The following is a 22,357-nucleotide window of genomic DNA, read 5'->3' as shown; positions in this document are numbered from 1 at the left end:
GTTACGCCTCCCCGTCTTCGTGGACCATATCCAAGAACGCGCCTTCCAGGTCGTGGGCCTGCTGCTCAATGGCGATGATCGCCACGCCGGCGTTGACCAGCGCGTACAGCGCGTGGTTCAGCTCGCCTTCCTTGGCGTCCGTCAGCATGATCGCGTTTTGGACCACCGAGTACGGCTGGTTGGCCACGGCCAAAGCGCCCTTGGCCTGGTCGATGTTGGCCACCTCAATGCGGTAGCCGACCCCGCCCTGCTGCTCCAGGGCCGCCATGGTCGAGTGCTTAATAATGTGGCCGTGGTTCAGGATCAGGACGTCGTCGGCCAACTTTTCCAGCTCGGACAGGATGTGGCTGGAGATCAGAAAACTGGTGCCGCGCGCAGCCAGGTTGCGGATCAGGTCGCGCAGGTCCTTGACCGCCTGCGGATCCAGGCCGTTCATCGGCTCGTCGAGGATGACGAGCTTGGGGTCGTTGACCAGCGCCTGCGCGATGCCGAGCTTCTGCTTCATGCCCAGGCTGTAGGTCTTGGCCGGCCGGTCGATGTACTTGCCCATCCCCATGGCGGTGATGATGGTCTTCACGTTCTGCTCGCGGCCGTGCTTGTTGGCGAACAACTTGAGCTGCTGGCGCCCAGTGAGAAACGGGTAGATGCCCGGGTACTCGATCAAGGCCCCGACGTTGCGCAGCGCCTGGTGCGACGTGATCGACACCGGCTGGCCCTTGATGTCGATGCCGCCGCCGTTGACCGGAATGAGGCCCAAGACGGCCTTCATGATCGTGCTTTTCCCCGCGCCGTTGGGGCCAACCAGGGCGACGACGCGGCCTTCTTCAACGAAGAAGTCCACCCCGTGCAGCACCTGCTTTTTGCCAAACGCCTTATCGAGATGATCGACTGTCAGAATCGTTCCCATACGCTAAACTCCTCCCGCGCGCCCTACGCGCCGTATAAGGGTAGAATACACCCAGCTCGTGATAAAATGAACGATTCACACCATAACATTTTTGTTAGCCAGGCGGCTACCAAAAACGCCGCGGCGTGCCCCACCTCAGCCGCGCTTCAGCATTCCCTTGAGGTCGGGCCAGCTGGCGACGCCGAACCACGCCAGGACCAGCACCATCGGCAGCAGGTGCAGCCCCACCCACAGCGTGGTTTCCAGGAGGCCGCTACGCCGGATCGGCAGCTTGGCCAGGACGATCCCGGTCATCTGCTTGCCGGCGACGGGCCCAAACCACCGCGAATCCGCGGAGGCGGGCCGGTTGTCGCCCAGCACAAAGTACTGATCGCGCGTCAGGTACTCAGCGCGCTGGTAGCTGGGCGAGGTGAACGGCTGGCCCCCGTCGGTGCGGCCGTCGTACTGGTACTGGGCGTTGTTCATCGGGTGCTTCACGTAGGGCTCTTTCAGCGGCTTGGAGTTGCGGTACACCGTCGTCTGGCTGATGCCCAGCAGATCGCGCGGCGCCCCCACCACGCGCTTGACCAGCTGGCGCGTGGACGCGAGGTTTGCGACCTTGCCCTGGTTCTCGAAGGTCACGATGTCGCCGCGGTGCACCTTGAGCCCGACGTGCCGCAGCACCCGGTAATTGGCGACGATCAGCCACTGCCCGGGCTGAAGCGTCGGCGCCATCGATTTGCCGCGCACGTACTCAAGCGGGGTGAGCACGCTGAAGAGCCCGGTGATCACCATCAGGCCAAACAACAGGCGCACGAGCCACTGTCTTTTCACGCGCTCACCTCCTTAGTCAATGGTTAGGTTATATCATGCCCGCGCCGCCTTTGTCCGGTCTGCGGCCCCGGCGACCGTCGGCTTTAAGCAATTATTACAAGCCGGCCACCCCGGGCGCTATCATGTGGTTGAAGGTGGCATTGTGGTTCTTCGTGAGCTTATTGGGGCCTTGTGTCCATAACCAAAATAGTACCCGCTGACTTAATAACACTGATACGGTTGGCATCTAAGACTAATTCGTATACCATCAAATAGGAGATACGAGTACTTATAACAAACGGACAACTGAGGCTTGGCTATCCCAGCACTTTTGATAAGCAATGACGCAAGTATGGATTAACCGCCGCTGACAAAGATGATTGGGAAGGCTTCATTGTAGATTATTACCGGCATCGTCCCATTAATGCTAATGGCAAAAAGTTTCCCGGCGCGATCATCAAGGAGACTGGCGGTGCCTATAAGTATTGTTTCGCGCCCGCCGAAGCTAATGCCGGCATAAGCGGCAGCTATCGAACCATCTACTTTGTGGTCACTGACCTTGAGTTGCGATTTATTGATGTCTATGCCAAAAACGAACAAGCATCACTTTCAGATGCTGACAAGAAAGCACTCAAGACCTATATTAAAGCGCAAAAAGGAAAGGGTGGTTACAACCATGACTGAAAAGAGTCGGATTATGCAAAGCATCGAAGACATGCAGGCGTATGACAATGGTGATGATTCGCGGATGACTTTCCATTCAGTCAGTGTTTCTGAACCGCCAGCGTACAATGCAGAGGAAATCAAACAAATTCGTAAGAACTTACACGTCACACAGTTGAGCGCGACTAAAAACAAAAACCACTAGGATTCCTTGGGCAGTGTCTACAGCCCAGCGATATGTCCTAGTGGTTTTTTTATTGGTGACGAACAACAAACACCCCTATTGTAAAAAGGGTGACGCTCACTCGCCTAGCAGGTCTGCCCGGCCACGGTGGTGCCTTGCTTAAACGCCGCCAGCACCTCGCGGCCTTGCGCGATGCGCACCTGGTTGTCCAGGGCGTGGGCGTTATCTTTGATCGAGATGCTGCCGCTGTGATAATCGAGCGCTAGGCCCGGGTTGAAGAACAGCATGTCGTAATCGGAGGTCCACAGCCGCAAACCCGCGGCGTTTTCCAGGCGGATCTGGTAGTCCGGGTCCGGGGCGTCGAGCACGATCAGGGTGAACTTGGTGCCGATGCTGCAGGCCCCGCCTTGCAGCGAGTACTTGCCGCCGCCATCGTCGGTGATCAGGGCCAGGTCCTTGCCCGCCAACCCTTTTTGCGTCATCAGGTCAACAAATGAATCACTCAGTTTAATCGTTGCCACAAGCGTGCCTCCTAGATTTTCTGTTCCACGTCGTCAATGGTGACCACGAGCAGCCGCGTCAGCCACGGGAACTGCTTCTTCTTCTCGTCAAAGGCCGGGCCGCTGGTCTCAAAGCGGGCGTGGCCGTGCACGTGAAACCCGGCGCCGGGGCCCACGGTGCCTTCGACGGCCTTGCTGCCGAAGGTCAACGTGACGCGGTCGTCGTCCTTGGCCGCCGCCTCCACGCTGTGCATGCCGGCTGCCGGGATCCGCAGCTCATCGCCGACCAAGCTGACGTACGACATCCAGGTGTTCACGACCGCTGCCGGCTGCGCGTATGGCGCCACAATGGTCACCGGCCCTTCGTGCTTCAGTACTGCTAAGAACGTCTCATTCATGTGCAAGCCCTCCCTTAATTTCACTTACATTTTATCACTAACGTCTGGCCCGCTCCTATCCACTCACACGCCTGAATCTATCCTGGCCGGCCGTGCCGGCAAGCAAAACCGCACCGCTTCTGGGAAAAGCGGTGCGGCACGGGTGAACTGTGATGGGTAAGCCCAGGCTCAGGCAGCACCGCGGAGGCGGGCCGCTTTACAGCAGCTCCTGCAGCGCGGCGACCAGGGCGCCTGCGTCCCCGGTCCAGGTATAATCGGACTGGGCCATGATCGGCGCCTTGGGGTCGCGGTTGGCGGAGATGACCAGCTTGCTGCCGCTCATCCCCACCTGGTACTGGACGGCGCCGGACACGCCGAGGTTCAAGATCAGGTCCGGCGAAACGGTGACGCCGCTTTGGCCGATCTGCTGCTCGGCGGTGAAGTCCGGCCGGTCGGTCAACGGCCGGCTGACGCCCACGCTGGCGCCCAGCTTTTCGGCCAGCTGGCGCGCCCCGGCGACGACCGCGTCCTTGTTGGCGCCGCGGCCCAGCGCGATGATCTTGCGCGCGCCACTCAGACTGGTGGTGGCCGCGATCTTCAGTGCGGTGTGCTGCACGACGCAGGAGTCATCCGGCGTCAGGCTGACCGGCACACGTTCGATGCGCGCCGCCCCCTGCGCCTTTTGCGCCGCGAAGGTGTTCGGACGCACGGAGGCCATCTGCGGCCGCCGGTCCGGGCAGACGATCTCGCACATCACGTTGTCGCCGTACGACGGCTTGACCTGCACCAGCTCGTTTTCTTCGTAGTAAAAATCGAGGCAGTCGGCGGTCAGGCCGGTCGCCAGCTGGTCCTGCACCCGCGGCGCCAGCGAGCGGCCCGCCGGGGTGGCACCAAACAGCACCGCGTTGGGCTGGTGCGCTTGGATCAGCTGGGTCAGCTGCGCGGCAAGTGCGCGGTCGGACGCGTCCTTGAAGCCCTCGGCTTGAAGCACAATGATCTCGTCTGGGCCGTACTGGGCCAGCGTCTCCTCGCCGTCAGCTTCCGGCGTCTCCATCAGCACTGCGGCCACCGGGCGACTCCCCGCGATGGCCCGCGCCTTGGTCAAAAGCTGCAGCGTGACCGGCGCGATCCGCGTGCCTTCAAACTCGGCAACGATCCATAATCCCTCTTTGCTAATCATCTTCGCGCCTCCTTACAGCAAGCCCTGTGCTTGCAAAATGTCGAGCAGCGCCTTGGCGGCTGCCTTGGGGTCTTCCGGCAAGGGCTTGGCCGCCCGCGTCGGCGGTGTCGGCGCAAAGACCTTGCGCACCACCGTCGGCGAGCCGGCCTGGCCGATGCGACTGGCGTCCAGCGTCAGGTCCTGGTCGGTCCAGGTCGTCAAGGGCTTGTGCAGGCTCTGCTGAATGGCAATGGGGCTTTCGTAGCGCGGCCGGTTGGCCTCGGCGCGCACGGTGACCACCGCCGGCAGAGTGAGCTGAACGGTTTGCGTCACCGCGCCCAGGTCCCGCTCGACGGCGAGGCGCCCGGCCGCCAGCGGCTGAATTTTGCTGGCAAAGGTGGCTTGCGGCAGGTCCAGCTCGGTCGCGACGATTGGGCCGACCTGGCCGGTGTCGGCATCCACCGCCTGGCGGCCGAACAGCGTCAGGTCCACGCCGCCGATCTGCCGAATGGCCTGGGCCAAAATGTAGCCCGTGGCCAGCGTGTCGGAGCCGGCAAACGCGCGGGCAGACAGCAGGTACGCCGCGTCGGCGCCCATGGCCAGCCCGTCGTGCAGCGTCTCCTTGGTGGCGTCTGGACCCATCGACAGGAGGATCACCTCACCGCCGACTTGCTCGCGCAGGCGCACGGCCGCCTCGATGGCGTTCTCGTCGAAGGGGTTCATGCGCCCCGCCAGCCCCTCGCGCACCAGGTTGTGCGTGATCGGGTCAAATTTCACCCGGTTGGAGCCGGGCACTTGCTTAATGCAGACGACGATTTTCATCTAGGCTTCCTCCTTCTTCAGCTCCGCCAGCGCGATGGCCGTGCGCATTTTCTCCACCGTGCCCTCGGCGATCTCCAGCGCCCGCGCATCCAGCATCAGGTGGGCCAGCGGGTAGTCGTTGGAGTACCCGTAGCCGCCGTAGACCTGCAGCGCGTCGTCGCAGGCAGCCACCGCCGCGCGCGAGCCGTGGGCCTTGGCCATCGCGGCCAGCTCCGCGTACGGCTGGCCCTGCGCCTTGGCGAAGGCGGCCCGCTCCCACAGCAGGTGGGTGGTTTCCTGGCTGATCTTGATGTCGGCGAGCTTGCGCTGGATTGTCTGCAGCTGGCCGATCGGCGTCCCGCCCGCCGTGCGCTCGTTGGCGTACTTGGCGGCCAGGCTCAGCGCGTGCTGCATGATGCCGGACAGCACCGCCCCCATCAGGATCCGGGCGTCGGCGTGGGCGACGTCGCCGATGTGGCCGCCTTGGCCGACCCGCCCGAGCAGGTGGTCGTCATCGACACGCACATCCGTGAGAAAAATCTCCCCGACCGGCGTGCCGCGCAGGCCGATGAAGTCCTCGCGCTTGCCAAAGGCGAACCCGGGCATGTCCTGATCGACGACGAAAACGGACAGCTCCTGGTCGCCGGTTTTGGCCAGCACGCAGTAGACCTGCGCCAGCCCGCCGTTGGTGATCATCACCTTGTTGCCGTTAAGCAGCCAGCCCCCGGCGACGCGCTTGGCCGTCGTCTGAATGCCCATGGGGTTGGAGCCCCCGGTGGATTCGGTCATGCCGAACGCAAGAATGCGCGATGCCGCCTGCGGGAGCAGTGCCTTTTTCAGCGCGTCCGTGCCGAACCGCAGGACCGCGTCCACACTCTTGTAGTGGCCTTCCAAGGTCGCCGCCACGCTGGCGCTGCCCTTGGCGATGCGCTCAATCATCGCCGCGGTCACCTCGGGCCCAAAGCCCGCCCCGCCGTATGCTTCCGGCAGCATCACCGTGAGGAACCCCGTCTTGATCAGCTTTTCGACTAAGCCGTCCGGGTAGCGGTTCGTGTGCGCCATCGCCAGGTCGTGCGGCGCCAACTCTGTGTCCGTGTATTTCGCCGCCATCCGCAGCAGCATCTGTTCCGGTTCCGTCCATTGCCGTTCCATTTTGCCCCTCCATCTCCGGCCAAGTTTCACGTGAAACTTGCCACAATCTACTGAATACCCGCAGAATAACACATCCGCCTTGACCGTATCTACCCACTTTCGCACCTGCATCTATCCGGCGCCGGACACGAAAAAAGGCCAGGGGGCACCTGGCCGAACACTGACACCTAAAGATCTCTCGCGGCGCTTGCCGCCGTGGTCAGCCACACCCGCGCAAAGTCCTCGTCGTGACTCGGCTCAAAGAAGTACAGCGCGACGTCCGCCGCGGCCTCCTCGTCCAGTTCCCCCACTTTTGGCATCGCATGCCCGCGCGTTAACGCGTCGAACAAGCTCAACTGGTGCGCCCGACAGTAGCTTAACCACCCCGCTACTGCCGGTGGCAACCCATCTGGTCCCTCCATAGGACCGCTCCCCTTCCTATACTCAATAAGGATGAAATCATTTTACCCCCAGCGAGCGTTATTGTAAACGGTTTCTATGACGCGCGGCGGCCGTCCGGTGGGATTAAAAACTGGCACGGCCAGCGGCGGCAGTGCTGGTCAGTCCCGCCATGGCCGGCGGTTAGGCCGGTGATGCTGAGGCTTGGACCAACCGCCTGGCGGGAGAAAATAACAACGTGGCCGCGGCGGCCGGTTTAATCGACTCATTTGGCGCATTTTTTGATCGGTTCGCTGACAAGCCCGCCGCTCATGCGGATGGCGGCCTGACCCGAGAACCAGGTCCCTACCGCGCCAGGGCCAATAAGCCCAGTGAGCGGGCCAAAACGGGGCGCAGAAAGACTATCGGTATTTCTTATAAAATTATTTAAAATCAATTGTTTTCATTCTGCTAAACATTGGTAATCATAATCTGAAATGTACAAACTTCAAAAACGGCTTTTTTGCGCTCAGGCGATTCAAGGAAAATCACCCGCCTATTTTCCACCCAAACCCGCTATTTATCAGGGATGAGCGCTTATTTGAACTGGCAACGCGATTTCTTGATGCGTTTTCCTTGATTTAAATGAAACCGTCACCAACCTATCCTTATTTTTAGATAGTATAACTCCATGCAATAAGTCTCTATAATTCAGGCTAGATAGCCATGACAACGCTTTCTTAGGGGGAGGCGCGACCCGTTTCTGACTATCGGTTCCTTGCTTTTCACTAATATATATATTGGAGGAATTGGCTATGAAGGATAGAACTGGCGCAAAGAAAATGTACAAAGTGAACAAGACCTGGATCGCCGCCGGCTTGGCAGCTGCCACCTTGTTCAGCGTTTCCACGTTGGGGAGTAACACGGTGTCTGCGGACACGACCCCTGCCAAAGACGAGGCCGCTGTCGCTATTAAAAAGGGCGACACAGCTAAACTCGCCCTGAACAAATTGGCACAAGCTGCCCAAAAGGCCGCCGCAGATCGGACTGCTGCTGAGACAAAACTCGGCAATGCGATCAATGCTCTTGAAGAACTAGCAGCGACTAAAGACCTTAAGAACGAAAAAGGGGTCAACGTCTTTATTGCGGCTGGTATCCAAGGCTACCAAGATGCTAAGGCAGGAAAGACGACGACTGCTGTCATTGAAAAGCAAGCCGAAAATGCCGAAGCTATTCTGGCAGGCGTCAAAGCTGACAACACCACACCTGTTACCAAGACGGCAGTTCCCGATCCAGTTTCTAAGCCTGGTACCCTTCCAGACACTGATCCACAGGTTAAGACCCAGGTTGCAGAACCTACTCACACCAACAATCTTGGCCAGCTCGGTGGGCTTCAAGCTACTAAGACCCAAGTCGGTGAACCCGTTCACACCAACAACCTCGGCCAGCTCGGTGGGCTTCAGGCAACCAAGACCCAGGTCGGCGAACCCGTTCACACCAACAATCTTGGCCAGTTAGGCGGCCTTCAGGCGACTAAGACCCAGCTGGGGACCCCAGCTTCCGTCACCAAGGAACAGCTGAACAAGGCTGGCTATGATGACAATGGTTTGGTAAAGCCAACGACCATCACGAAGGTTGGCACCCCGGCTTCCGTCACCACTGCGCAGCTGGCCAAGGACGGCTACGATGCCACTGGCAACAAGGTCACCCCAGCTAAGACTGCGACCAAGACCACCACGACCAAGGCAGCCCTGCCAAAGACTGGCGATAGCAACAATGTTGTTGCCGCTGGCGTTGGTGCCGTTGCTGTCCTCGGCGCATTGTTCGGCCTAGCCGGCGATCGTCGGCGTCGCGCTTAACTCGTTTTCAGCCAAATCGAGAGAACAACCACTGCTAGTTTAGTGCCACCCAAAATCTCAACCCTGGTTCAATTTCATCAAACGTTATGAATGCTTTCTCTCCCCATGCGGCCCCGCGTCAGAATCCTGGCGCGGGGCCCTTTCTTGCGCCGAGCGCTCGCCGGCCCGACTGGCCTCAGGAGTAGTTTGAAAGCGTTTATAATCTCATTATTATTTAATCCTGGGCAAAAAAATTTTCGTTCGCAGGGCCGTGCCGCAAAGTCTCGCCACACGGGCATTCCCTCAATGATTGATGGTCACCAATCGCAGTGATCTCGCTCAATTAGCGTCCTATAAAAACGCTTCAATCAATCTTTTTGCCTAAAATTACCCATCCCTTTTGGCCCAATTGTTATGTTTGTTTATCCCGTTGAACATCGAGTACAAACCTGCAATACTATTGATGGCCAGAAATGAGAGCTGACCAAAAACTGACGATCCACCACCACATTGTCTCCAACCCCGAGAGACAATGACTTCCGCAGCGGCTGGCGCGATTTCCAACCGCTGCGCCTAGTATCTGCACTGTAATACCATTCCTACTTGCTTGTTCGTGCTGAAAGGCCGCGCCGAGTTATCGACGCGGCCCTTTCGCGCTTCCGGGGCTGTTTCCGCGAATCAAGGCGGTCATTTCCCCGACACTAAAAAATGCGCCACCGGCTGCCGTTGGCGCACCATCATCTGCTGGACACTCATATTCCGGCGTGCAAAGCCACCTACCTCGCGCCCCGAGCCTTAGTCGGCCGCCGCTGCTTTTTCCTGGTTGGCTAAGGCCCGGGTGTAGGCCTGCATCATGTTTTTCTCGGTCGTGGTCTTGGCGAAGTACATCGGGATACTGTACTTCTTGGCGTAGTCCTTGCCGTCCCACATGTGCTGGTGGCTGACGTCGCCGGTGTAAACGACGATAAAGTCGGCGTTGCGGACGCGCGTCTGCAGCGTGCGCTGGGAGTCGCGGTTGGAAACGGTCTTGAACTTGCCGCCGCGCGCCGTGACGATGGTCCGGAACTTGGCCTCGCACGGCGAGTCGGTGCCAGCGACCAGCAGCACCGTCTTGCCGTCAAACGTGTGCTTGAAGCGCGGCTTCGGGGTCCTGGCCGGCTTCTTGGCGGGTTTCTTCGCGGGCGTTTTGGCCGCTGTCTTGGCGGTCGGCTGCGCGGGCGCGGTGGTCGTTGCCGCAGGCGCGGCGGCCCGCTGAGGCGTTTTGGCCGTCTTTTGCGCGTTACGCTTCTCGAAAAAGAGCTCGGCGCGCTTGATCGCCGCGTCGTCTTCGGTGTAGACCCAGGTCGCGCGGCCCTCCTCAGGCTTGCCCTTGGGGTAGTTAAAGTCGATGTAGGCGCCGGGCTTGATGTGCAGGCGGTCGACGTCTTCCTGGCGGATCAGGGTCTCAACCGGCAGCTCGAAGTCAGGATCCTTGAAGCTGATCTGGTAGCGCCGGATGTCGGGCACGTATTTAACCAGCAGGAACCTGACGGACTTGATCGCCGCCGGGGTCGGGTCCGGCTCGACAATGTCGAAGCGGTAGCGGGCCGGGTGCGTGCCGACCCCCGGCTCGGTGAGGGTCGCCATGACCCAGTCGCCGTTGTGCGGGTGCGGATCCATCACGTGCAGGACGGTTTCGCTGACGCGGACCACGCCGTCCAGCGTGCCGCCGGTGATCGATTTGCGGAATCGCCCCACGTATTCCGTCTTCTTGGCGTTCCAGCCGGTCGCAAAGCCCGGGCCCTGCGGCTGCGGTTCCTCCTTTGGCGGGGTGGTGCCGGCGGCTTGCTCGGCCTTTGCTTCAGTTGTTGGCGCCGCCTTTTCAGCTACCGGGGCGGTCGCCGCGGTTTCGGTGCTGGTTGGTGCAATTGGTTTGCTTGGTGCACTTGGTTCGATAAATTTAATGCAATCAATGTCCTGCGCAATTTTAACTAACTTGGTGATGATACTGCCGACTTCAGCGACGTTTCCAGGATCAAGACGTGCGACTTGTTCGGTAATTTGCGTCTTCAGCAGTGCAATAATATGTTCCTTGTCTGACATCAGTTGTCCTCCCAATCAATTTTTACTTGTAAGCTCAGAATACTACTTCGCTTGAGGGGGTTCTATGATTATCAAGCATGATTGGCGCGATAAAGAAAGCGCTACACTAAATAAACCACCCTAACGTAGCGCTTTTTCCCGGTACCAGCTCGCCGGTTCGTCCGTATGCAAAAAAATGCCTCATCGGCCGCAGCCAATGAGGCATCATGATTAACCCTCCGGAGCGGCCAGGGGGCCAGTCCCCGACTCACCCTTTCTTAGCCAGCTGCGGCGCGGGGGTCTTTTCCCACGTGAAGGTGCGGTGGGCCAGGCGCAGTACGCCATCGCACTGCGCGGCGACGCTGGGCTCGTGGGTGACGATGATCACACACTTGCCCTGCTCGTGGGCGATCTGGTTGAACAAGGCGATCACTTCATCGGTGTTGGCCTCGTCCAGGTTACCGGTGGGCTCATCGGCCACGACCAGCGGCGCATCACACACCATGGTGCGGGCGATGGCAACGCGCTGCTGCTGACCGCCAGAGAGGCGCTGCACGTTCTGGCGCATCTGCTCGTCAGTCAGGCCAAGCCGCTGCAACATCGCTTGGGCAAAGGCTTGGTCGCCGGCGTGCGCAGCTTTCGTGATGGCCATCGCCGTCATCAGGTTCTCCAAGGCGGACATGTAGGTGAATAGGTTAAACGCCTGAAATACGACGCTGACCTTGCGCCGGCGGTAGTGAGCTAGGCCGATTTGCGCGATGTCCTGCCCGTCAATTCTGATCGTCCCTGCCTTGGGCGTGTCCAGCCCGGCCAGCAGCGAGACCATCGTCGTCTTGCCAGAGCCGGACTGCCCGACGATGGCGTACGAATGGCCTGGTTCAAACTGCAGGTGCTCGCCTTGAAACAGGTAGTCCGCTTGATTCGTGTACCAGTACGTGAGATTTTCAGTTTCTAGCATGGTGAACCGCCCTTTCTATTGGATAAGGATAAGCTTTGGCTGCAGCCGCAAGATGCCCGCCGCCGCGGCCAGGATCGCCAGCAGGATGATGGCCAGCCCCAAGCCAAACAGAATGGCAACGGCTTTGGCGGTCACCTTGACCGTCAGCTTGGCCTGCTGCTTGGCCTGCGTGGCCCGCGCAGCGTCTGCGGCACCAGGCATTTGGCCACTTGGTCCACCGCCGCTTGGGGCTTGCCCGGCTGGGCCACCCGTCTTGCTGCCCAGCACCTGCCCCGCAGTCTGGCTCGTGTTGGTCGCGGCGCTGGCGACCACTTGGTCTGCCAGCTTGCCGCCGACGTAAGACCCGCCCGCCGTCGCGATGCCCACGCCGACCAGCAGCACTGCGAAGAGTTCAACGAAGAACTGGGCGATGATTTTGAACCGACTTTCGCCCATCGCCATCAAGATGCCGATCTCGTAGCGCCGCTCACGGATCATCAGGATGACGATCAGGGCCAAAATGATGGTGCCCGCGATCGCGACGAGCCACACGACCTTGTCTGCGAAGCTCGTGACGCTGCCCATTGAGGATTTGACCATCTGGTAGTTCTGGTCATCCAGACTCAGGCTGTACTTGCTCGAGATCAGCTTGGCGGCCTGCTTTTTGACCGCTGCGACCTTACTTGGGGCACTGACGGTGAAGACCACCGAATCCGCCGTGTCCTTGTACTTGCTGCCCTTCAGGGTGTTGGCCAGGGTGTCGCTGGTGAAAATGGTGTTCGCGGGGTCACTCGCCCCGGGACCCATTGACGCCGCGGCGGTGCTGGCGGCCTGATAGATGCCCACGATCTTCAGTGAATGCGTCTTCTTGGTGCCGCTGGTCGCCTTGACGGTGATCGTATCGCCGACCTTGAGGCTGTTTTGCGTGGCCAGCTCGCTTTCGATCACCACGTTATTGGTGCCGCGATCGCTGGTCTTCAGCCCCCGGCCCTTGGTGATTTTAGCCTTACCGGCTGCGAAACTGGTGCTGCCGCTGGTGCTCGACACCCCAGAGATGGTGATGTCCCCACTGCTGGCACCGCCTGGCCCCGCTGGTCCCTGGGCACTAGAAGAGGTGCTGATGGCCTCAAAACTCTTAGCGTTGGCGGCTGCCGAGACGGTGGTGGTGTAGCCAGCCACGTTCTTCAGCCGCGCGATCTGCTTCACCGTGCTCAGCTTGACGGGATCCAGGCTGAGGCTGGGGCGTTTGCCGGGCTGCCCACTCGAAGCATTGCTGCTGCGCATTTTTTTGAATGCCGCCTGCCGGTTCGCCGTCAGAGTGATCGTCGCGCCAACGCTGTTTTTGGCGCTGGCCACCGCCTGGCTGGCCGCCGACTTGATCAACAGGCCCGCCATCACGAATAACATGATGGCCCCTGTTACCAAGATCAGCAGCAAACTGCGGCCCTTCTTGGCAATCAGGTTGAGCCACGCACGTTTCATAAAATTCATAATCGATGCTCCAATCTGAATAATTTCGTCTGTTCGACAAAACTCAGGTTATCGATTAATTACGCGAAAATTATGAATATCCTGTGGTGGTTTTCGCGGCCAAACCGCGACTTTTCTGTATGGTGGCAGCCCGGTGCAACTGCCCGGCCGCACGTGCCCCGCCTTGCCCGCAAGCGAGCGGCGGGCTTTTTCCCCGGCAGTCAGCCCCCTTCTCCAAGCGCAACAAGCCGCTCCAGCCCGGACCGCCGCACGTTGCCCGGTCCCAGCCCGTGGCCGAAGAGAATTGATTTTCTCGATCAGTAAAAGTAGTATATCAGCGTGCCCAACGCCGGATGGCTGCTTAGATCACGGGAAGCAACCGCGGCGCGCTCACTGCGGCGATTCGGCGTGGACCAACTGGCGACACTAACAGTACCGAGAATGGGCACCCGATGCCGCTCATCCGCTTCAGGACAAGCATCAACAAGGGGTAGGGAAAAAATGAAGTTTTGGCGCACCACGATCGTATTAAGTTTAGGGCTCGCACTGGCCGCTTGCGGCAACCAGCAGCCCAAGAAGGCGGCAAGTTCAAGCGCAGCCGCCGCTTCTTCCAGCAGCAAGCAGGCGCCGGCCGGGGTGAAACTGGCCTGGACCACCAATCAGGCCCAGAAGCTGGGGACCTTCATGCAGGACTTCGGCCCGACCATGGATCAGGCCTATACCAAGGCCGACCGCAGCGCCCACACCAAGTGGCAGGGCGTGGACCTCAGCAAGGTCTACCAGGCCAAGGCGCCGCTCGCGATCGCCGGCAAGCAGACCCCTGTCACCTGGCTGCCGGCAAAGGGCCACGCCAGCAAGACGCGCTTAAACGTCGTCGCCGTGTACGCCGATGATCCGGCCGCCATTTTGTACCTGTTCACGCTGACGGCAAAGGGTCATCCCCGCGTGCTGGTGAGCCAAACCGCGCCGCAGGGCACCACCATCAGCGCCAAGGACACGGCCAACGCCACCGTCAAGAATGGCTTTGCCGCGATCGCGGCGGGCCGGCCGGCGCCGCTGGCCAGCAAGGCAGCCGCAACCAGCAGCAAGCCCGCGGCCAGCGGTCAGGCCGCGGCGAAGAAACCGGCCCACGCGGCGGTATTCGGCGCCGCTTTTCAGCACCATCCGTGGTACACCAACGACCACGGCACGACCGACACGGTCTCGTTTGAGGCCAATGCGCTCACCGAAGCTGGCAGCAAGATGCCGGTCTACTGGCGCTCCGAGCGCACCGGCGCTGATAAGGCGTGGGACGAAGGCACCAGCACCGCGGAAGATCAATCAAGAATGAGCTGGGGCGTCGCCGACCACCAAGGCGCCTGGGTCGACGTCCGCGGCTGGTACCAGGCGGCCGGCGACGGCGAGTCCTATCGCATCAGCAACCAGACCCTGGGCGGCCAAACCGTCCCCGTCCTGGAGACGGCCAGTGGCGCCGGCCTGTGGGTCAACAGCAATTACTACCCGACCCAGGCACTAGCCACGCAGAATCAGGACAAGGTGTTCGCCGACGAAAATGCCAACCAGTAATCACCAGTTGCATCAGCATAACCCTCAACGCCCGCTCGGTTTGCGGGCGTTTTTTGGTGATGGGTAGTAAGGTTTAACCCTTGCTAGTTGGTATCACGAGCAGCTGCATCTAAAAACACCAACCAGGCCAAGCAATTAGCTCAACCCAGCTATCAAACTTGAATGTAATTTAGTCCCCAATCCGTATTCTTATAACGAAGCTCAACATCAGTTCAGGGGTGATATACTTGGCCCCAAATAGGAGAAAGAGGTGTAAGCATGAAGGCTTTATCAATTCGCGCTGATTATGCTTGGCAAATCCTAATTGGCGAGAAAACCAGCGAATATCGTAGTTGGCCAACAAAACACCGTGGCGATCTACTAATCTGTTCAACCGCTCAACGCATAGCCGGCACCATTCCCGGTCACGCTTTATGCGTTGTACAGATTGTTGATTGCATCAAGCTAGGTCCAAACAGCTATGAATGGAAGATAGGTGACGGTGGCTTTTACATTAGGCCATTCCCGGTTAAGGGCAAACAACGGCTCTTTAACATTGAGGACGACTTAATTGTTTTCGACCCAATCACCAACGAAACTGACGAGGCTAAGACAGACGCATGGGTTAGAAAATACATCGATCCATTAATTATTTAAGGATCACAATATTTTCTTTTCCTTGAACAGAACAAAAAATCCTCTCTTATCATGAAAAGTCCATTCTAATCATTTAGGAACCTTAAAAAGCGCCACCCGATTAGGTGACGCTTTTCCTGCCCGTGACTTATTTGTCTGGTAGTCCCCAGTGGTCCATTTAACAGTCTACACGCTGGTCGATATTTGCCGGTACATATTACTTGCTGGGTGGTCAGGGGATCGAACCCCAATACCTGTATATTAGGAGTCTGATACTCTATCAGCCAAGTAAACCCACTCGAAATGCTATTTTGAAGCGTGGAGATCTAACAACGAATGGGCCAGAGCTCCTATCACCTTAACCATGAAATAATTCAATGCTCCGTTCAAATGTGTCCACTTTCAGCCACTCTAATACAGTCCTTGGGTCGTCCTAAACAGGAGCCTACTCCAACCCCGGTTTCAGACGATCCTCGATTTGGCGTTGCTTGGCCTGGTTATTGACTAAGACTGCCATCTGTTCACGCGCCATCTGATTGAGCTTCAACGTCCGCTCTTCTTCGGAAATCCTGTCTTTGATTAATTCTGCATTCATACTTTCCAAGTTAGTGAGCACAGTGAGCTGCTGCACCGTCGCATTGTCACGGATATTCCCTTTAGCCTCAGGATTGTTGTCCTTCCACTCACGGGCAGTCACACCAAACAGTGCCACATTAAGTCGATCAGCTTCATTGGTGTACTTATATTTGACTTGCACACCTGTTAATTCAGCCGGAACCAGATTTTCCTTAATTGCATCGGTATGAATGCGATAATTCACTTTCGCCAATTCTCGTCTGACATTCCACTCAAGACTTTCAGCGCTGCTCTTAGTTTCCTTTAGTTGCTGGTACTCCTTAACTAAGTAAAGTCTAAACTCTGCTGATACCCACATCGCAAACTCAAACGCAATGTCAGCCCTAGCGTATGTACCACCATACCGTCCCGCTTTAGAAACAATCCCGATAGCATGAGTTTCATCGATCCATTTTTTAGGCGATAAGACGAACGAGTTAGATCCTGATTCACTTAAAAACCCGGTATATGCTTCATTGTCAAAACCTGCATTATACATTTGCTCCCACAGTCCGAGGTATTCGATGGTACTGCGGCTGCGCATCCAATTTTTAATTAGGTCTCTAGGCGCTTCTTTATTTTTGTACTTAGCAATGTCCGTTAAACTGATCAATGCGTCCTCTTGGTTCTCTGCGTTGAACAAGCTTACTTCAACGCCTTTAGGTTCAATGACATCATGCTTTGTTGTCACTTATCCACACCCCCATTTCTAAACAGGTCGATTTCGACCTGTTTAGAACCCGAACGATAGCCGTCTACAGGATTATAGCATGCGCTTCGCCGAGGACAAAAAAAGGCCTCACCAGCCGAAGCCGATGAGGTACGATTTGGTGTCTTCTGGGTGGTCAGGGGATCGAACCCTGGACCCACGGATTAAGAGTCCGTTGCTCTGCCAGCTGAGCTAACCACCCATGAATCTTGGTCGCCATCACTTGACGACTTAAATATATTATCATGCCAGCCTTAGAGGCGCAACACTTTTTGGGAAAAAACTCGAATTAATCTGCAAACGGCCCGCGCGCCACTAAAAAACGCCAGACAGAGTGGCCTGGCGCAAAGCAATATTAGTCTTCGTTGTTCACTTCAAACAGTGGGTGAATCGACTGGTTCGTCGAGATCAGCTTGATGGCCTCGGCGAGCATCGGCCCCACTGAGAGGATCTTCATGTTTGGCAGGTGCTTTTCCGCCGGCATGTTGATGGTGTCGGTCAGAACGATCTGCTTGAGGTCGAGCGCCCCGAGCTTGGTGGCCGCCCCGCGCGAGAGGACCGCGTGAGTGGCGGCGGCGTAAATGTCGAGCGCTCCGGCCTCCCGCAGCGCCTGGGTGGCGTCGATGACGCGCGCCCCGGTGTCGATCATGTCATCAATAATGATGGCGTGCTGACCGCGGACGTGGCCGATGACGCCGACCTGGCCGTTGTCGGACCGCTTGTCGACGATCGCGATCGGCGTGTTGAGCAGCTCGGCCAAGGCGCGGGCGTGCTTGGTGCCGCTGTGATCCGGCGCCACGACGACAACATTGTCGGAACCGAGCTTGAGGCTCTTGAAGTACTTGGCAAACAGGGACATGGCCCGCAGGTGATCGACGGGCAGGTCGAAGAACCCTTGCAGCTGGTCGGCGTGCAGATCCATGGCGACGAAGCGGTCAATGCCGTCCATCGTGAGGAGGTTGGCCACCAGCTTGGCGGTGATTGGTTCACGCGAGCGCGCCTTGCGGTCGGCCCGCGCGTAGCCGTAGTACGGCACAACCACGTTGATGGCGTGCGCGGAGGCCCGCCGCAGCGCATCAATCATGATCAAGAGTTCCATCAGATTCTCGTTGACGGGATCTGAGATCGGCTGGATCACGTAGACGTCCGCGCCCCGCACGGAATCATCCAGGTCGATGGCGATTTCGCCATCCGCGAAGTGCTTCACAGACGCCGGCGCCAGTGGCACCCCGAGTTCCTGTGAGATTTTTTGCGCCAGCGGCACGTTGCCGTTCAGCGTGAACAGTTTGATTCCTGCCATGATTTACTCCTTTATTTTGCCAAGGTTTTCAGTTCTGATTATACGCATCTTTCCCGCATCTGGCTACGATAAGCCGCCTGGTTTCAGAAAAGGCTCATTTTCCCGGCCGCAGCGCGTCTGCCTGCACCGCGCGCATCAGGTGAACGCCAGGCCGCAAGTGCACTATAATGGAGTTATTCTGTTCTTTGGAGGGGCTTTCATGATCGACCGTTTGATCTCGTTGAAAAATAGTGTCAACCTGCGTGAGCTCGGCGACTACCCGGCGGCGGGCGGTCAGGTGATCGCGCCGCACAAGCTGCTTCGGTCCGGCAGCCTGTCCGAGCTGACGCCGCAAGAGGCCGACTGGCTGCGGGCTTACGGCCTAAAGGTGGTCGTGGACCTGCGCTCAGAGAGCGAGGTCGCGATGACGCCAGACGTGCTGGCCGCGGGCGTCGAGTACCATCACCTGTCCGTCTACCCGTTCACCAACGACAGTCTGGTCGCGAAAATCAGCCGCCACCTGCGCGCGAAGTTCGACCACCGCATCAACCCGATGGCTGAGGTCTATCTGAAAATGCTGACGGACCCGCACGCTAATGACGTCTACCGCGCGCTGTTCACCCTGCTCTTGGCCACCGATCAGCCTGGCCAGTCGGTGCTGTTCCACTGCGCCGCGGGTAAGGACCGCACCGGGGTCGGCGCGATGATGATCGAAGGCGCGCTGGGCGTGCCCGAGGCGACGATCCGCGAGGACTACCTGCTGACCAACGCGGTGTTCTTCGCCCCCAGCGAGGAGGTCAAGGCGGCGCTGAAGACCGGTGCCAGCGACCTGGTCGACCGGATGAACCAGAACGCGGCCGAAACCGGCTGCTACGTGGCGGTCAAGGACCTGATCGACAAGGAGTACGGCGATTGGACGCACTACTTCACGGCGCAGCTTGGCTTTTCGCAAGGCGACCTGCGCCAACTGCGCCGGCTGTACCTGACCGACCCGGAAAACTAGGCAAAACACCACCATCTTCGTATAATGAAAGCGGCTTCGAGGTGACCGGTCTCGAAACCGCTTTTTTCCGCGAAAAATCTGTATAGACCGGTTGACATTTTCTCCTGAACGTTCGATAATGGACTAGACCAAAACAAGGAGGAACAGACATGAAAGTCATTACTGTTAAAGATAAGAACGAGGGCGGCCAGAAGGCGTTCGAACTGATCAAGCAAGGCATCGAAAACGGCGCGAAGGTGCTGGGCTTGGCCACCGGCTCCACCCCAATTCCGCTGTACCAAGACATGGTCGCAAGCGACCTCGACTTCTCCAACATGACCTCAGTCAACCTCGACGAGTACGTGGGTCTGCCTGAAGACAACCCGCAAAGCTACCACCAGTTCATGAAGGACAACCTCTTCAACAAGAAGCCATTTGCCCACTCCTACGTGCCAAACGGCAACGCGGCAGACATCGAGCAGGCGGCCAAGGACTACGACCAGATCATCGCTGATAACCCGATCGACATCCAGATCCTGGGCATCGGCCGCAATGGTCACATCGGCTTCAACGAGCCAGGTTCCAGCTTCGACTCCCAGACGCACAAGGTGCAGCTGACCGAGTCCACGATCGAAGCTAACAAGCGCTTCTTCGACGACGAGAAGGACGTCCCGCGCTACGCCATCTCCATGGGGATTGGTTCCATCATGAAGGGCAAGCAGATCATCCTGATGGCTTACGGCGAGAACAAGGCTGACGCCATCAAGGCCACGATCGAAGGCCCCGTCACCGACCACGTGCCAGCCTCCGTGCTGCAGAACCACAAGGACGCCATCATCATCATCGATGAAGCGGCCGCTTCTAAGCTCAGCAAGTAATTGTGCCGTTAACGGTCTCGGGCCCGCGCCCGGGGCCGTTTTTGCTTTCTGAGTATGCTAAAATGGCACTATTAATTCTAATGGAGGCACCTATGACCAAAGCAGTTTGTTTCTTTGACCTCGACGGCACCCTACTGAACAAGGACAAGCAGGTCCCGGCGGAAAACCTGGACGCGATCAAGCGCATGCAGGCCCACGACGTTCTGCCCGTGATCTGCACCGGGCGCAACCGCTGGGAACTGGATGCCCTGGTGGCCCAGACCAATATCGACACGCTGATCTGCGGCAACGGCGCGGACGTGTTCTACCAAGGCGAGCACCTTTACCAAAGCCCGATCGGTACCCCGCAGCTGGCCCGCTTCGTCAAGCAGGCTGACCAGGACAATGTGGCAATCAGCTTTTACAACGCCGAGCACGTCGCGGCCACGCACCACGACGCCAACATCGAGGGCAACTACAAGCTGGTTCACCAGGTCAACCCGCAAGTTGATCACGACTTCTACCTGCGCGAGCCGACCGTGATGATGCTGCTGTTCACCCCGAACACTGAGGCGGGCCGGGCAGTCGGCGCCCAGTACGTCGCCGACTTTCCCGAACTGAACTTCTTCCGCAACGGCCCCTTCGCCCTGGATGTCGTCAACGCCGGCATCACCAAAGCCACGGGCATCGACATTCTGACCGATCGGCCTGAATTTGCGGGCGTGCCGACCTACGCGTTCGGTGACGGCAACAACGACATTCCGATGCTGAAGCGCGCGACCGTGGGCGTGGCCATGGGCAACGCCCTGCCCCAGGTGGCCGCGATTGCCGACTACCAGACCACCGACTACCAAGAAGGCGGCATTGTCGCCGCACTGGAACACTTCGAGTTGATTTGATATCACCCGGGAAATACGAGTAAGCAAAGAACCCACCGTGAGTTAGCTCCCTGATTTGGATTGTTATCCAAGTCATGAGGCTCCTCATGATGGGTCCTTTTTAAAATTCGGCCACTCATTCCAGTCTTAAGAAATATTGGCCTGGTGCCAAACGCCCCTCAACTTGAAACGCGTTCCCAGATTTGAGATGGAAGGTATGACTATGCCCACGCTTGAGAGCAAAGGACTTGCCAATTTCGTTGCCATTTTCATCTTCAACACGCAACTCAACTTGACCATCACTACCGGCATCATTAGTGAGCACTCGAGTTCTTTTGAATAACGAGCCCTCGATTCTGGGGCTCTTACCCCAGGTAATCCCCGTCCATCTGTTGGATTGATCCTGATCAACGTTCAATATTACTGAATTGGTCGGGAAAAAGGTTTGATTGACTGCATTGACATTAAGATACAACATGTAGGCAGTAAATAGAGAAAGGATAATAAAGATAGGGACAATGATCCAAAGCACAAGTTTCCTTTTTCTGCTGTTGCGCTGTTCTCGACTAACCGTTTCGACCATCGCTGGGGCCTCCTTCAATAATTGATCGATCGGAGTTTGAAGGATGCTACTTAAGTCAACCAGCATGTCAAGATCCGGATAGTTTCTGCCTACCTCCCAGTTCGAGACTGCAGACCGCGAAACATTCAGTTGCGCGGCAAGTGCCGCCTGGGTGATATGGCGCAACTTCCGCCTCTGCTTTAAATTCTCACCAAAAGTAGTCATCACTTTGCCCTCCACCCCTGTTATCACCATATTCTCGTGTCGTGTCGAGCCTGCTTTCGTGTCAATTCTCATAATGGCTCAATTTTCCAATGACACAAACTCTGTCATTGCCTCCAGATAGGGAATGACAGTTAAGATATATTTTTAAAACGTTTACTTCGTGGCAATGTGAAAGAAAAAGGGGGGAATATATTTTGAAATCACATTTATTGTGCACATCCTTGCTGTCCGCAGCCTTGCTAGGTGTTTCTATTATTGGTCAGCCAATCTCAACTGTCAGCGCAGCAACTGATGCTCACCAATCAACTGCCAGCGTCACTTCAACGATGATTTACTGGAATAGTTCTGCTCACCTGGTTACTTCAGCGTACTCCAATGTGACGAGCTCAAACAACATTTTTGATGACCGCCCGTTAGTCACAAATAAGGCTGGTAACAAAGGATCCATTAAGGTGCGTGTGATCAATCAGCGCGGTGCTCAAGTGGGCTCAGTTAAGACGATTGGCGTAGGCAAGTCCGTTAGACTGGATACAATATACTGGGATAGCGGAACCTACAATATTCAAGCAAAGGCTGTTTCTGCAGCAGGAACCTATGCAATCAGTATTGATTAAATCTGCCTTGCTTTTGTAGCAAATAAGCAATTACTCGCCCGTTATCGAGGTGATGGTGGGAGTCGCACCAGTCCTGCCGTTCAGTAATAGTGACATTTCTATCACCTTACTGAATGTCACAAATAAGTGTAATGGTTCTGAGTGTAAGGATACTGGTTGACCCAGTATCCTTTTTTAGTCCGTAAATTGCAAGAACAAGTTAGCCACCCAGATCGGGCCGGGTCGAGATGACCTGTTATCTTATAGTATTGGTTAGC

The 22,357-nt window shown here is 57.6% G+C and carries 23 protein-coding genes and 1 tRNA gene; 8 read left to right on the top strand and 16 right to left on the bottom strand.

Annotated elements, in window-relative coordinates:
* Position 1 precedes the first annotated feature (1 nt).
* From EKM85_RS09055 to EKM85_RS09045, 3 genes are all read right to left on the bottom strand, one after another.
* On the bottom strand, positions 2-907 hold the full coding sequence (locus EKM85_RS09055; RefSeq protein WP_125586136.1) for an ABC transporter ATP-binding protein: 906 nt from the start codon (positions 905-907) through the stop codon (positions 2-4).
* Positions 908-1,042: 135 nt separating this feature from the next.
* Positions 1,043-1,720: a signal peptidase I gene (gene lepB / locus EKM85_RS09050; protein ID WP_125586135.1), complete on the bottom strand. Its 678-nt coding sequence runs from the start codon at positions 1,718-1,720 to the stop codon at positions 1,043-1,045.
* Positions 1,721-2,056: 336 nt separating this feature from the next.
* Positions 2,057-2,299, bottom strand: coding sequence for a hypothetical protein (locus tag EKM85_RS09045; protein ID WP_125586133.1), 243 nt, complete (start codon positions 2,297-2,299; stop codon positions 2,057-2,059).
* Positions 2,300-2,375: 76 nt separating this feature from the next.
* On the opposite strand from EKM85_RS09045, the gene EKM85_RS09040 reads away from it, so the two are divergent.
* Positions 2,376-2,567, top strand: a complete 192-nt coding sequence (locus EKM85_RS09040) for a hypothetical protein (RefSeq protein ID WP_125586131.1) — start codon at positions 2,376-2,378, stop codon at positions 2,565-2,567.
* A 104-nt stretch (positions 2,568-2,671) separates the two neighbouring features.
* On the opposite strand, the gene EKM85_RS09035 is transcribed toward EKM85_RS09040, so the two are convergent.
* The 6 genes from EKM85_RS09035 to EKM85_RS11660 all read right to left on the bottom strand — a co-directional run bounded on the left by EKM85_RS09035 (position 2,672) and on the right by EKM85_RS11660 (position 6,834).
* Positions 2,672-3,067 carry an iron-sulfur cluster biosynthesis family protein gene (locus tag EKM85_RS09035; RefSeq protein WP_125586127.1) on the bottom strand — a complete coding sequence of 132 codons (396 nt, stop codon included), beginning with the start codon at positions 3,065-3,067 and terminating at the stop codon, positions 2,672-2,674.
* Positions 3,068-3,078: 11 nt separating this feature from the next.
* Positions 3,079-3,444, bottom strand: coding sequence for a pyridoxamine 5'-phosphate oxidase family protein (locus EKM85_RS09030; RefSeq protein WP_164510730.1), 366 nt, complete (start codon positions 3,442-3,444; stop codon positions 3,079-3,081).
* A gap of 196 nt (positions 3,445-3,640) precedes the next feature.
* On the bottom strand, positions 3,641-4,603 hold the full coding sequence (locus tag EKM85_RS09025) for an electron transfer flavoprotein subunit alpha/FixB family protein (protein ID WP_125586125.1): 963 nt from the start codon (positions 4,601-4,603) through the stop codon (positions 3,641-3,643).
* Between the two features lie 12 nt (positions 4,604-4,615).
* Positions 4,616-5,404 carry an electron transfer flavoprotein subunit beta/FixA family protein gene (locus EKM85_RS09020; RefSeq protein ID WP_125586123.1) on the bottom strand — a complete coding sequence of 263 codons (789 nt, stop codon included), beginning with the start codon at positions 5,402-5,404 and terminating at the stop codon, positions 4,616-4,618.
* Positions 5,405-6,535, bottom strand: a complete 1,131-nt coding sequence (locus EKM85_RS09015; protein ID WP_125586121.1) for an acyl-CoA dehydrogenase family protein — start codon at positions 6,533-6,535, stop codon at positions 5,405-5,407.
* Between the two features lie 167 nt (positions 6,536-6,702).
* Complete coding sequence (locus EKM85_RS11660; protein WP_263853300.1) at positions 6,703-6,834, bottom strand: hypothetical protein; 132 nt, start codon at positions 6,832-6,834, stop codon at positions 6,703-6,705.
* 873 nt (positions 6,835-7,707) lie between these two features.
* Between EKM85_RS11660 and EKM85_RS09010 the strand changes: the two genes are divergently transcribed.
* A complete protein-coding gene (locus tag EKM85_RS09010; RefSeq protein ID WP_125586119.1) occupies positions 7,708-8,751 on the top strand; it encodes a KxYKxGKxW signal peptide domain-containing protein in 1,044 nt (347 codons plus the stop codon).
* 774 nt (positions 8,752-9,525) lie between these two features.
* On the opposite strand, the gene EKM85_RS09005 is transcribed toward EKM85_RS09010, so the two are convergent.
* The 3 genes from EKM85_RS09005 to EKM85_RS08995 all read right to left on the bottom strand — a co-directional run bounded on the left by EKM85_RS09005 (position 9,526) and on the right by EKM85_RS08995 (position 13,219).
* Entirely contained in the window at positions 9,526-10,812 is a 1,287-nt protein-coding gene (locus EKM85_RS09005) for a DUF2325 domain-containing protein (protein ID WP_125586117.1), read from the bottom strand.
* Between the two features lie 247 nt (positions 10,813-11,059).
* On the bottom strand, positions 11,060-11,749 hold the full coding sequence (locus EKM85_RS09000; RefSeq protein WP_125586115.1) for an ABC transporter ATP-binding protein: 690 nt from the start codon (positions 11,747-11,749) through the stop codon (positions 11,060-11,062).
* 15 nt (positions 11,750-11,764) lie between these two features.
* Positions 11,765-13,219: an ABC transporter permease gene (locus EKM85_RS08995; protein WP_125586113.1), complete on the bottom strand. Its 1,455-nt coding sequence runs from the start codon at positions 13,217-13,219 to the stop codon at positions 11,765-11,767.
* A 480-nt stretch (positions 13,220-13,699) separates the two neighbouring features.
* On the opposite strand from EKM85_RS08995, the gene EKM85_RS08990 reads away from it, so the two are divergent.
* Both EKM85_RS08990 and EKM85_RS08985 read left to right on the top strand, forming a co-directional pair.
* Positions 13,700-14,764 carry a DUF4767 domain-containing protein gene (locus EKM85_RS08990; RefSeq protein ID WP_164510729.1) on the top strand — a complete coding sequence of 355 codons (1,065 nt, stop codon included), beginning with the start codon at positions 13,700-13,702 and terminating at the stop codon, positions 14,762-14,764.
* Between the two features lie 258 nt (positions 14,765-15,022).
* Positions 15,023-15,400 (top strand): ASCH domain-containing protein, encoded by a 378-nt coding sequence (locus tag EKM85_RS08985; RefSeq protein WP_125586108.1) that lies wholly within the window; start codon positions 15,023-15,025, stop codon positions 15,398-15,400.
* A gap of 424 nt (positions 15,401-15,824) precedes the next feature.
* Here EKM85_RS08985 and EKM85_RS08980 read toward each other — a convergent pair whose 3' ends face one another.
* From EKM85_RS08980 to EKM85_RS08970, 3 genes are all read right to left on the bottom strand, one after another.
* Positions 15,825-16,685, bottom strand: a complete 861-nt coding sequence (locus tag EKM85_RS08980; protein ID WP_125586106.1) for a KilA-N domain-containing protein — start codon at positions 16,683-16,685, stop codon at positions 15,825-15,827.
* 147 nt (positions 16,686-16,832) lie between these two features.
* Positions 16,833-16,905 (bottom strand) — tRNA-Lys (locus tag EKM85_RS08975).
* 153 nt (positions 16,906-17,058) lie between these two features.
* Entirely contained in the window at positions 17,059-18,003 is a 945-nt protein-coding gene (locus EKM85_RS08970; protein WP_125586104.1) for a ribose-phosphate diphosphokinase, read from the bottom strand.
* A gap of 199 nt (positions 18,004-18,202) precedes the next feature.
* Here EKM85_RS08970 and EKM85_RS08965 point away from each other — a divergent pair, with 199 nt between their 5' ends.
* The 3 genes from EKM85_RS08965 (at position 18,203) to EKM85_RS08955 (ending at position 20,720) form a co-directional block, all read left to right on the top strand.
* Positions 18,203-18,985 (top strand): tyrosine-protein phosphatase, encoded by a 783-nt coding sequence (locus EKM85_RS08965; RefSeq protein WP_164510728.1) that lies wholly within the window; start codon positions 18,203-18,205, stop codon positions 18,983-18,985.
* 149 nt (positions 18,986-19,134) lie between these two features.
* Positions 19,135-19,842, top strand: coding sequence for a glucosamine-6-phosphate deaminase (gene nagB, locus EKM85_RS08960; RefSeq protein ID WP_125586100.1), 708 nt, complete (start codon positions 19,135-19,137; stop codon positions 19,840-19,842).
* 92 nt (positions 19,843-19,934) lie between these two features.
* Complete coding sequence (locus EKM85_RS08955; RefSeq protein WP_125586098.1) at positions 19,935-20,720, top strand: Cof-type HAD-IIB family hydrolase; 786 nt, start codon at positions 19,935-19,937, stop codon at positions 20,718-20,720.
* A gap of 115 nt (positions 20,721-20,835) precedes the next feature.
* Here EKM85_RS08955 and EKM85_RS08950 read toward each other — a convergent pair whose 3' ends face one another.
* A complete protein-coding gene (locus EKM85_RS08950) occupies positions 20,836-21,486 on the bottom strand; it encodes a helix-turn-helix domain-containing protein (protein ID WP_125586096.1) in 651 nt (216 codons plus the stop codon).
* A gap of 194 nt (positions 21,487-21,680) precedes the next feature.
* Here EKM85_RS08950 and EKM85_RS08945 point away from each other — a divergent pair, with 194 nt between their 5' ends.
* Positions 21,681-22,100, top strand: a complete 420-nt coding sequence (locus EKM85_RS08945; protein ID WP_125586092.1) for a hypothetical protein — start codon at positions 21,681-21,683, stop codon at positions 22,098-22,100.
* The last annotated feature ends 257 nt before the right edge of the window (positions 22,101-22,357 follow it).

Origin of the sequence: Lacticaseibacillus jixianensis, assembly GCF_003946485.1 — a bacterium.
GTDB lineage: Bacteria > Bacillota > Bacilli > Lactobacillales > Lactobacillaceae > Lacticaseibacillus > Lacticaseibacillus jixianensis.
The sequence above is the reverse complement of the archived record's forward strand: the minus strand, read 5'-3'. Positions and strand labels throughout refer to the sequence as shown.

What these genes read in the sequence shown, in the direction of transcription:
- EKM85_RS09040 (WP_125586131.1), top strand. Translation starts at nt 2,376, where the DNA reads ATGACTGAAAAGAGTCGGATTATGCAAAGCATCGAAGACATGCAGGCG.
- EKM85_RS08970 (WP_125586104.1), bottom strand. Translation starts at nt 18,003, where the DNA reads ATGGCAGGAATCAAACTGTTCACGCTGAACGGCAACGTGCCGCTGGCG.
- EKM85_RS09025 (WP_125586125.1), bottom strand. Translation starts at nt 4,603, where the DNA reads ATGATTAGCAAAGAGGGATTATGGATCGTTGCCGAGTTTGAAGGCACG.
- EKM85_RS09055 (WP_125586136.1), bottom strand. Translation starts at nt 907, where the DNA reads ATGGGAACGATTCTGACAGTCGATCATCTCGATAAGGCGTTTGGCAAA.
- nagB (WP_125586100.1), top strand. Translation starts at nt 19,135, where the DNA reads ATGAAAGTCATTACTGTTAAAGATAAGAACGAGGGCGGCCAGAAGGCG.
- EKM85_RS09010 (WP_125586119.1), top strand. Translation starts at nt 7,708, where the DNA reads ATGAAGGATAGAACTGGCGCAAAGAAAATGTACAAAGTGAACAAGACC.
- EKM85_RS09015 (WP_125586121.1), bottom strand. Translation starts at nt 6,535, where the DNA reads ATGGAACGGCAATGGACGGAACCGGAACAGATGCTGCTGCGGATGGCG.
- EKM85_RS09020 (WP_125586123.1), bottom strand. Translation starts at nt 5,404, where the DNA reads ATGAAAATCGTCGTCTGCATTAAGCAAGTGCCCGGCTCCAACCGGGTG.
- EKM85_RS08955 (WP_125586098.1), top strand. Translation starts at nt 19,935, where the DNA reads ATGACCAAAGCAGTTTGTTTCTTTGACCTCGACGGCACCCTACTGAAC.
- EKM85_RS08950 (WP_125586096.1), bottom strand. Translation starts at nt 21,486, where the DNA reads ATGACTACTTTTGGTGAGAATTTAAAGCAGAGGCGGAAGTTGCGCCAT.
- EKM85_RS09030 (WP_164510730.1), bottom strand. Translation starts at nt 3,444, where the DNA reads ATGAATGAGACGTTCTTAGCAGTACTGAAGCACGAAGGGCCGGTGACC.
- EKM85_RS08990 (WP_164510729.1), top strand. Translation starts at nt 13,700, where the DNA reads ATGAAGTTTTGGCGCACCACGATCGTATTAAGTTTAGGGCTCGCACTG.
- EKM85_RS08985 (WP_125586108.1), top strand. Translation starts at nt 15,023, where the DNA reads ATGAAGGCTTTATCAATTCGCGCTGATTATGCTTGGCAAATCCTAATT.
- EKM85_RS08995 (WP_125586113.1), bottom strand. Translation starts at nt 13,219, where the DNA reads ATGAATTTTATGAAACGTGCGTGGCTCAACCTGATTGCCAAGAAGGGC.
- EKM85_RS09000 (WP_125586115.1), bottom strand. Translation starts at nt 11,749, where the DNA reads ATGCTAGAAACTGAAAATCTCACGTACTGGTACACGAATCAAGCGGAC.
- EKM85_RS09005 (WP_125586117.1), bottom strand. Translation starts at nt 10,812, where the DNA reads ATGTCAGACAAGGAACATATTATTGCACTGCTGAAGACGCAAATTACC.
- EKM85_RS08965 (WP_164510728.1), top strand. Translation starts at nt 18,203, where the DNA reads ATGATCGACCGTTTGATCTCGTTGAAAAATAGTGTCAACCTGCGTGAG.
- EKM85_RS11660 (WP_263853300.1), bottom strand. Translation starts at nt 6,834, where the DNA reads ATGCCAAAAGTGGGGGAACTGGACGAGGAGGCCGCGGCGGACGTCGCG.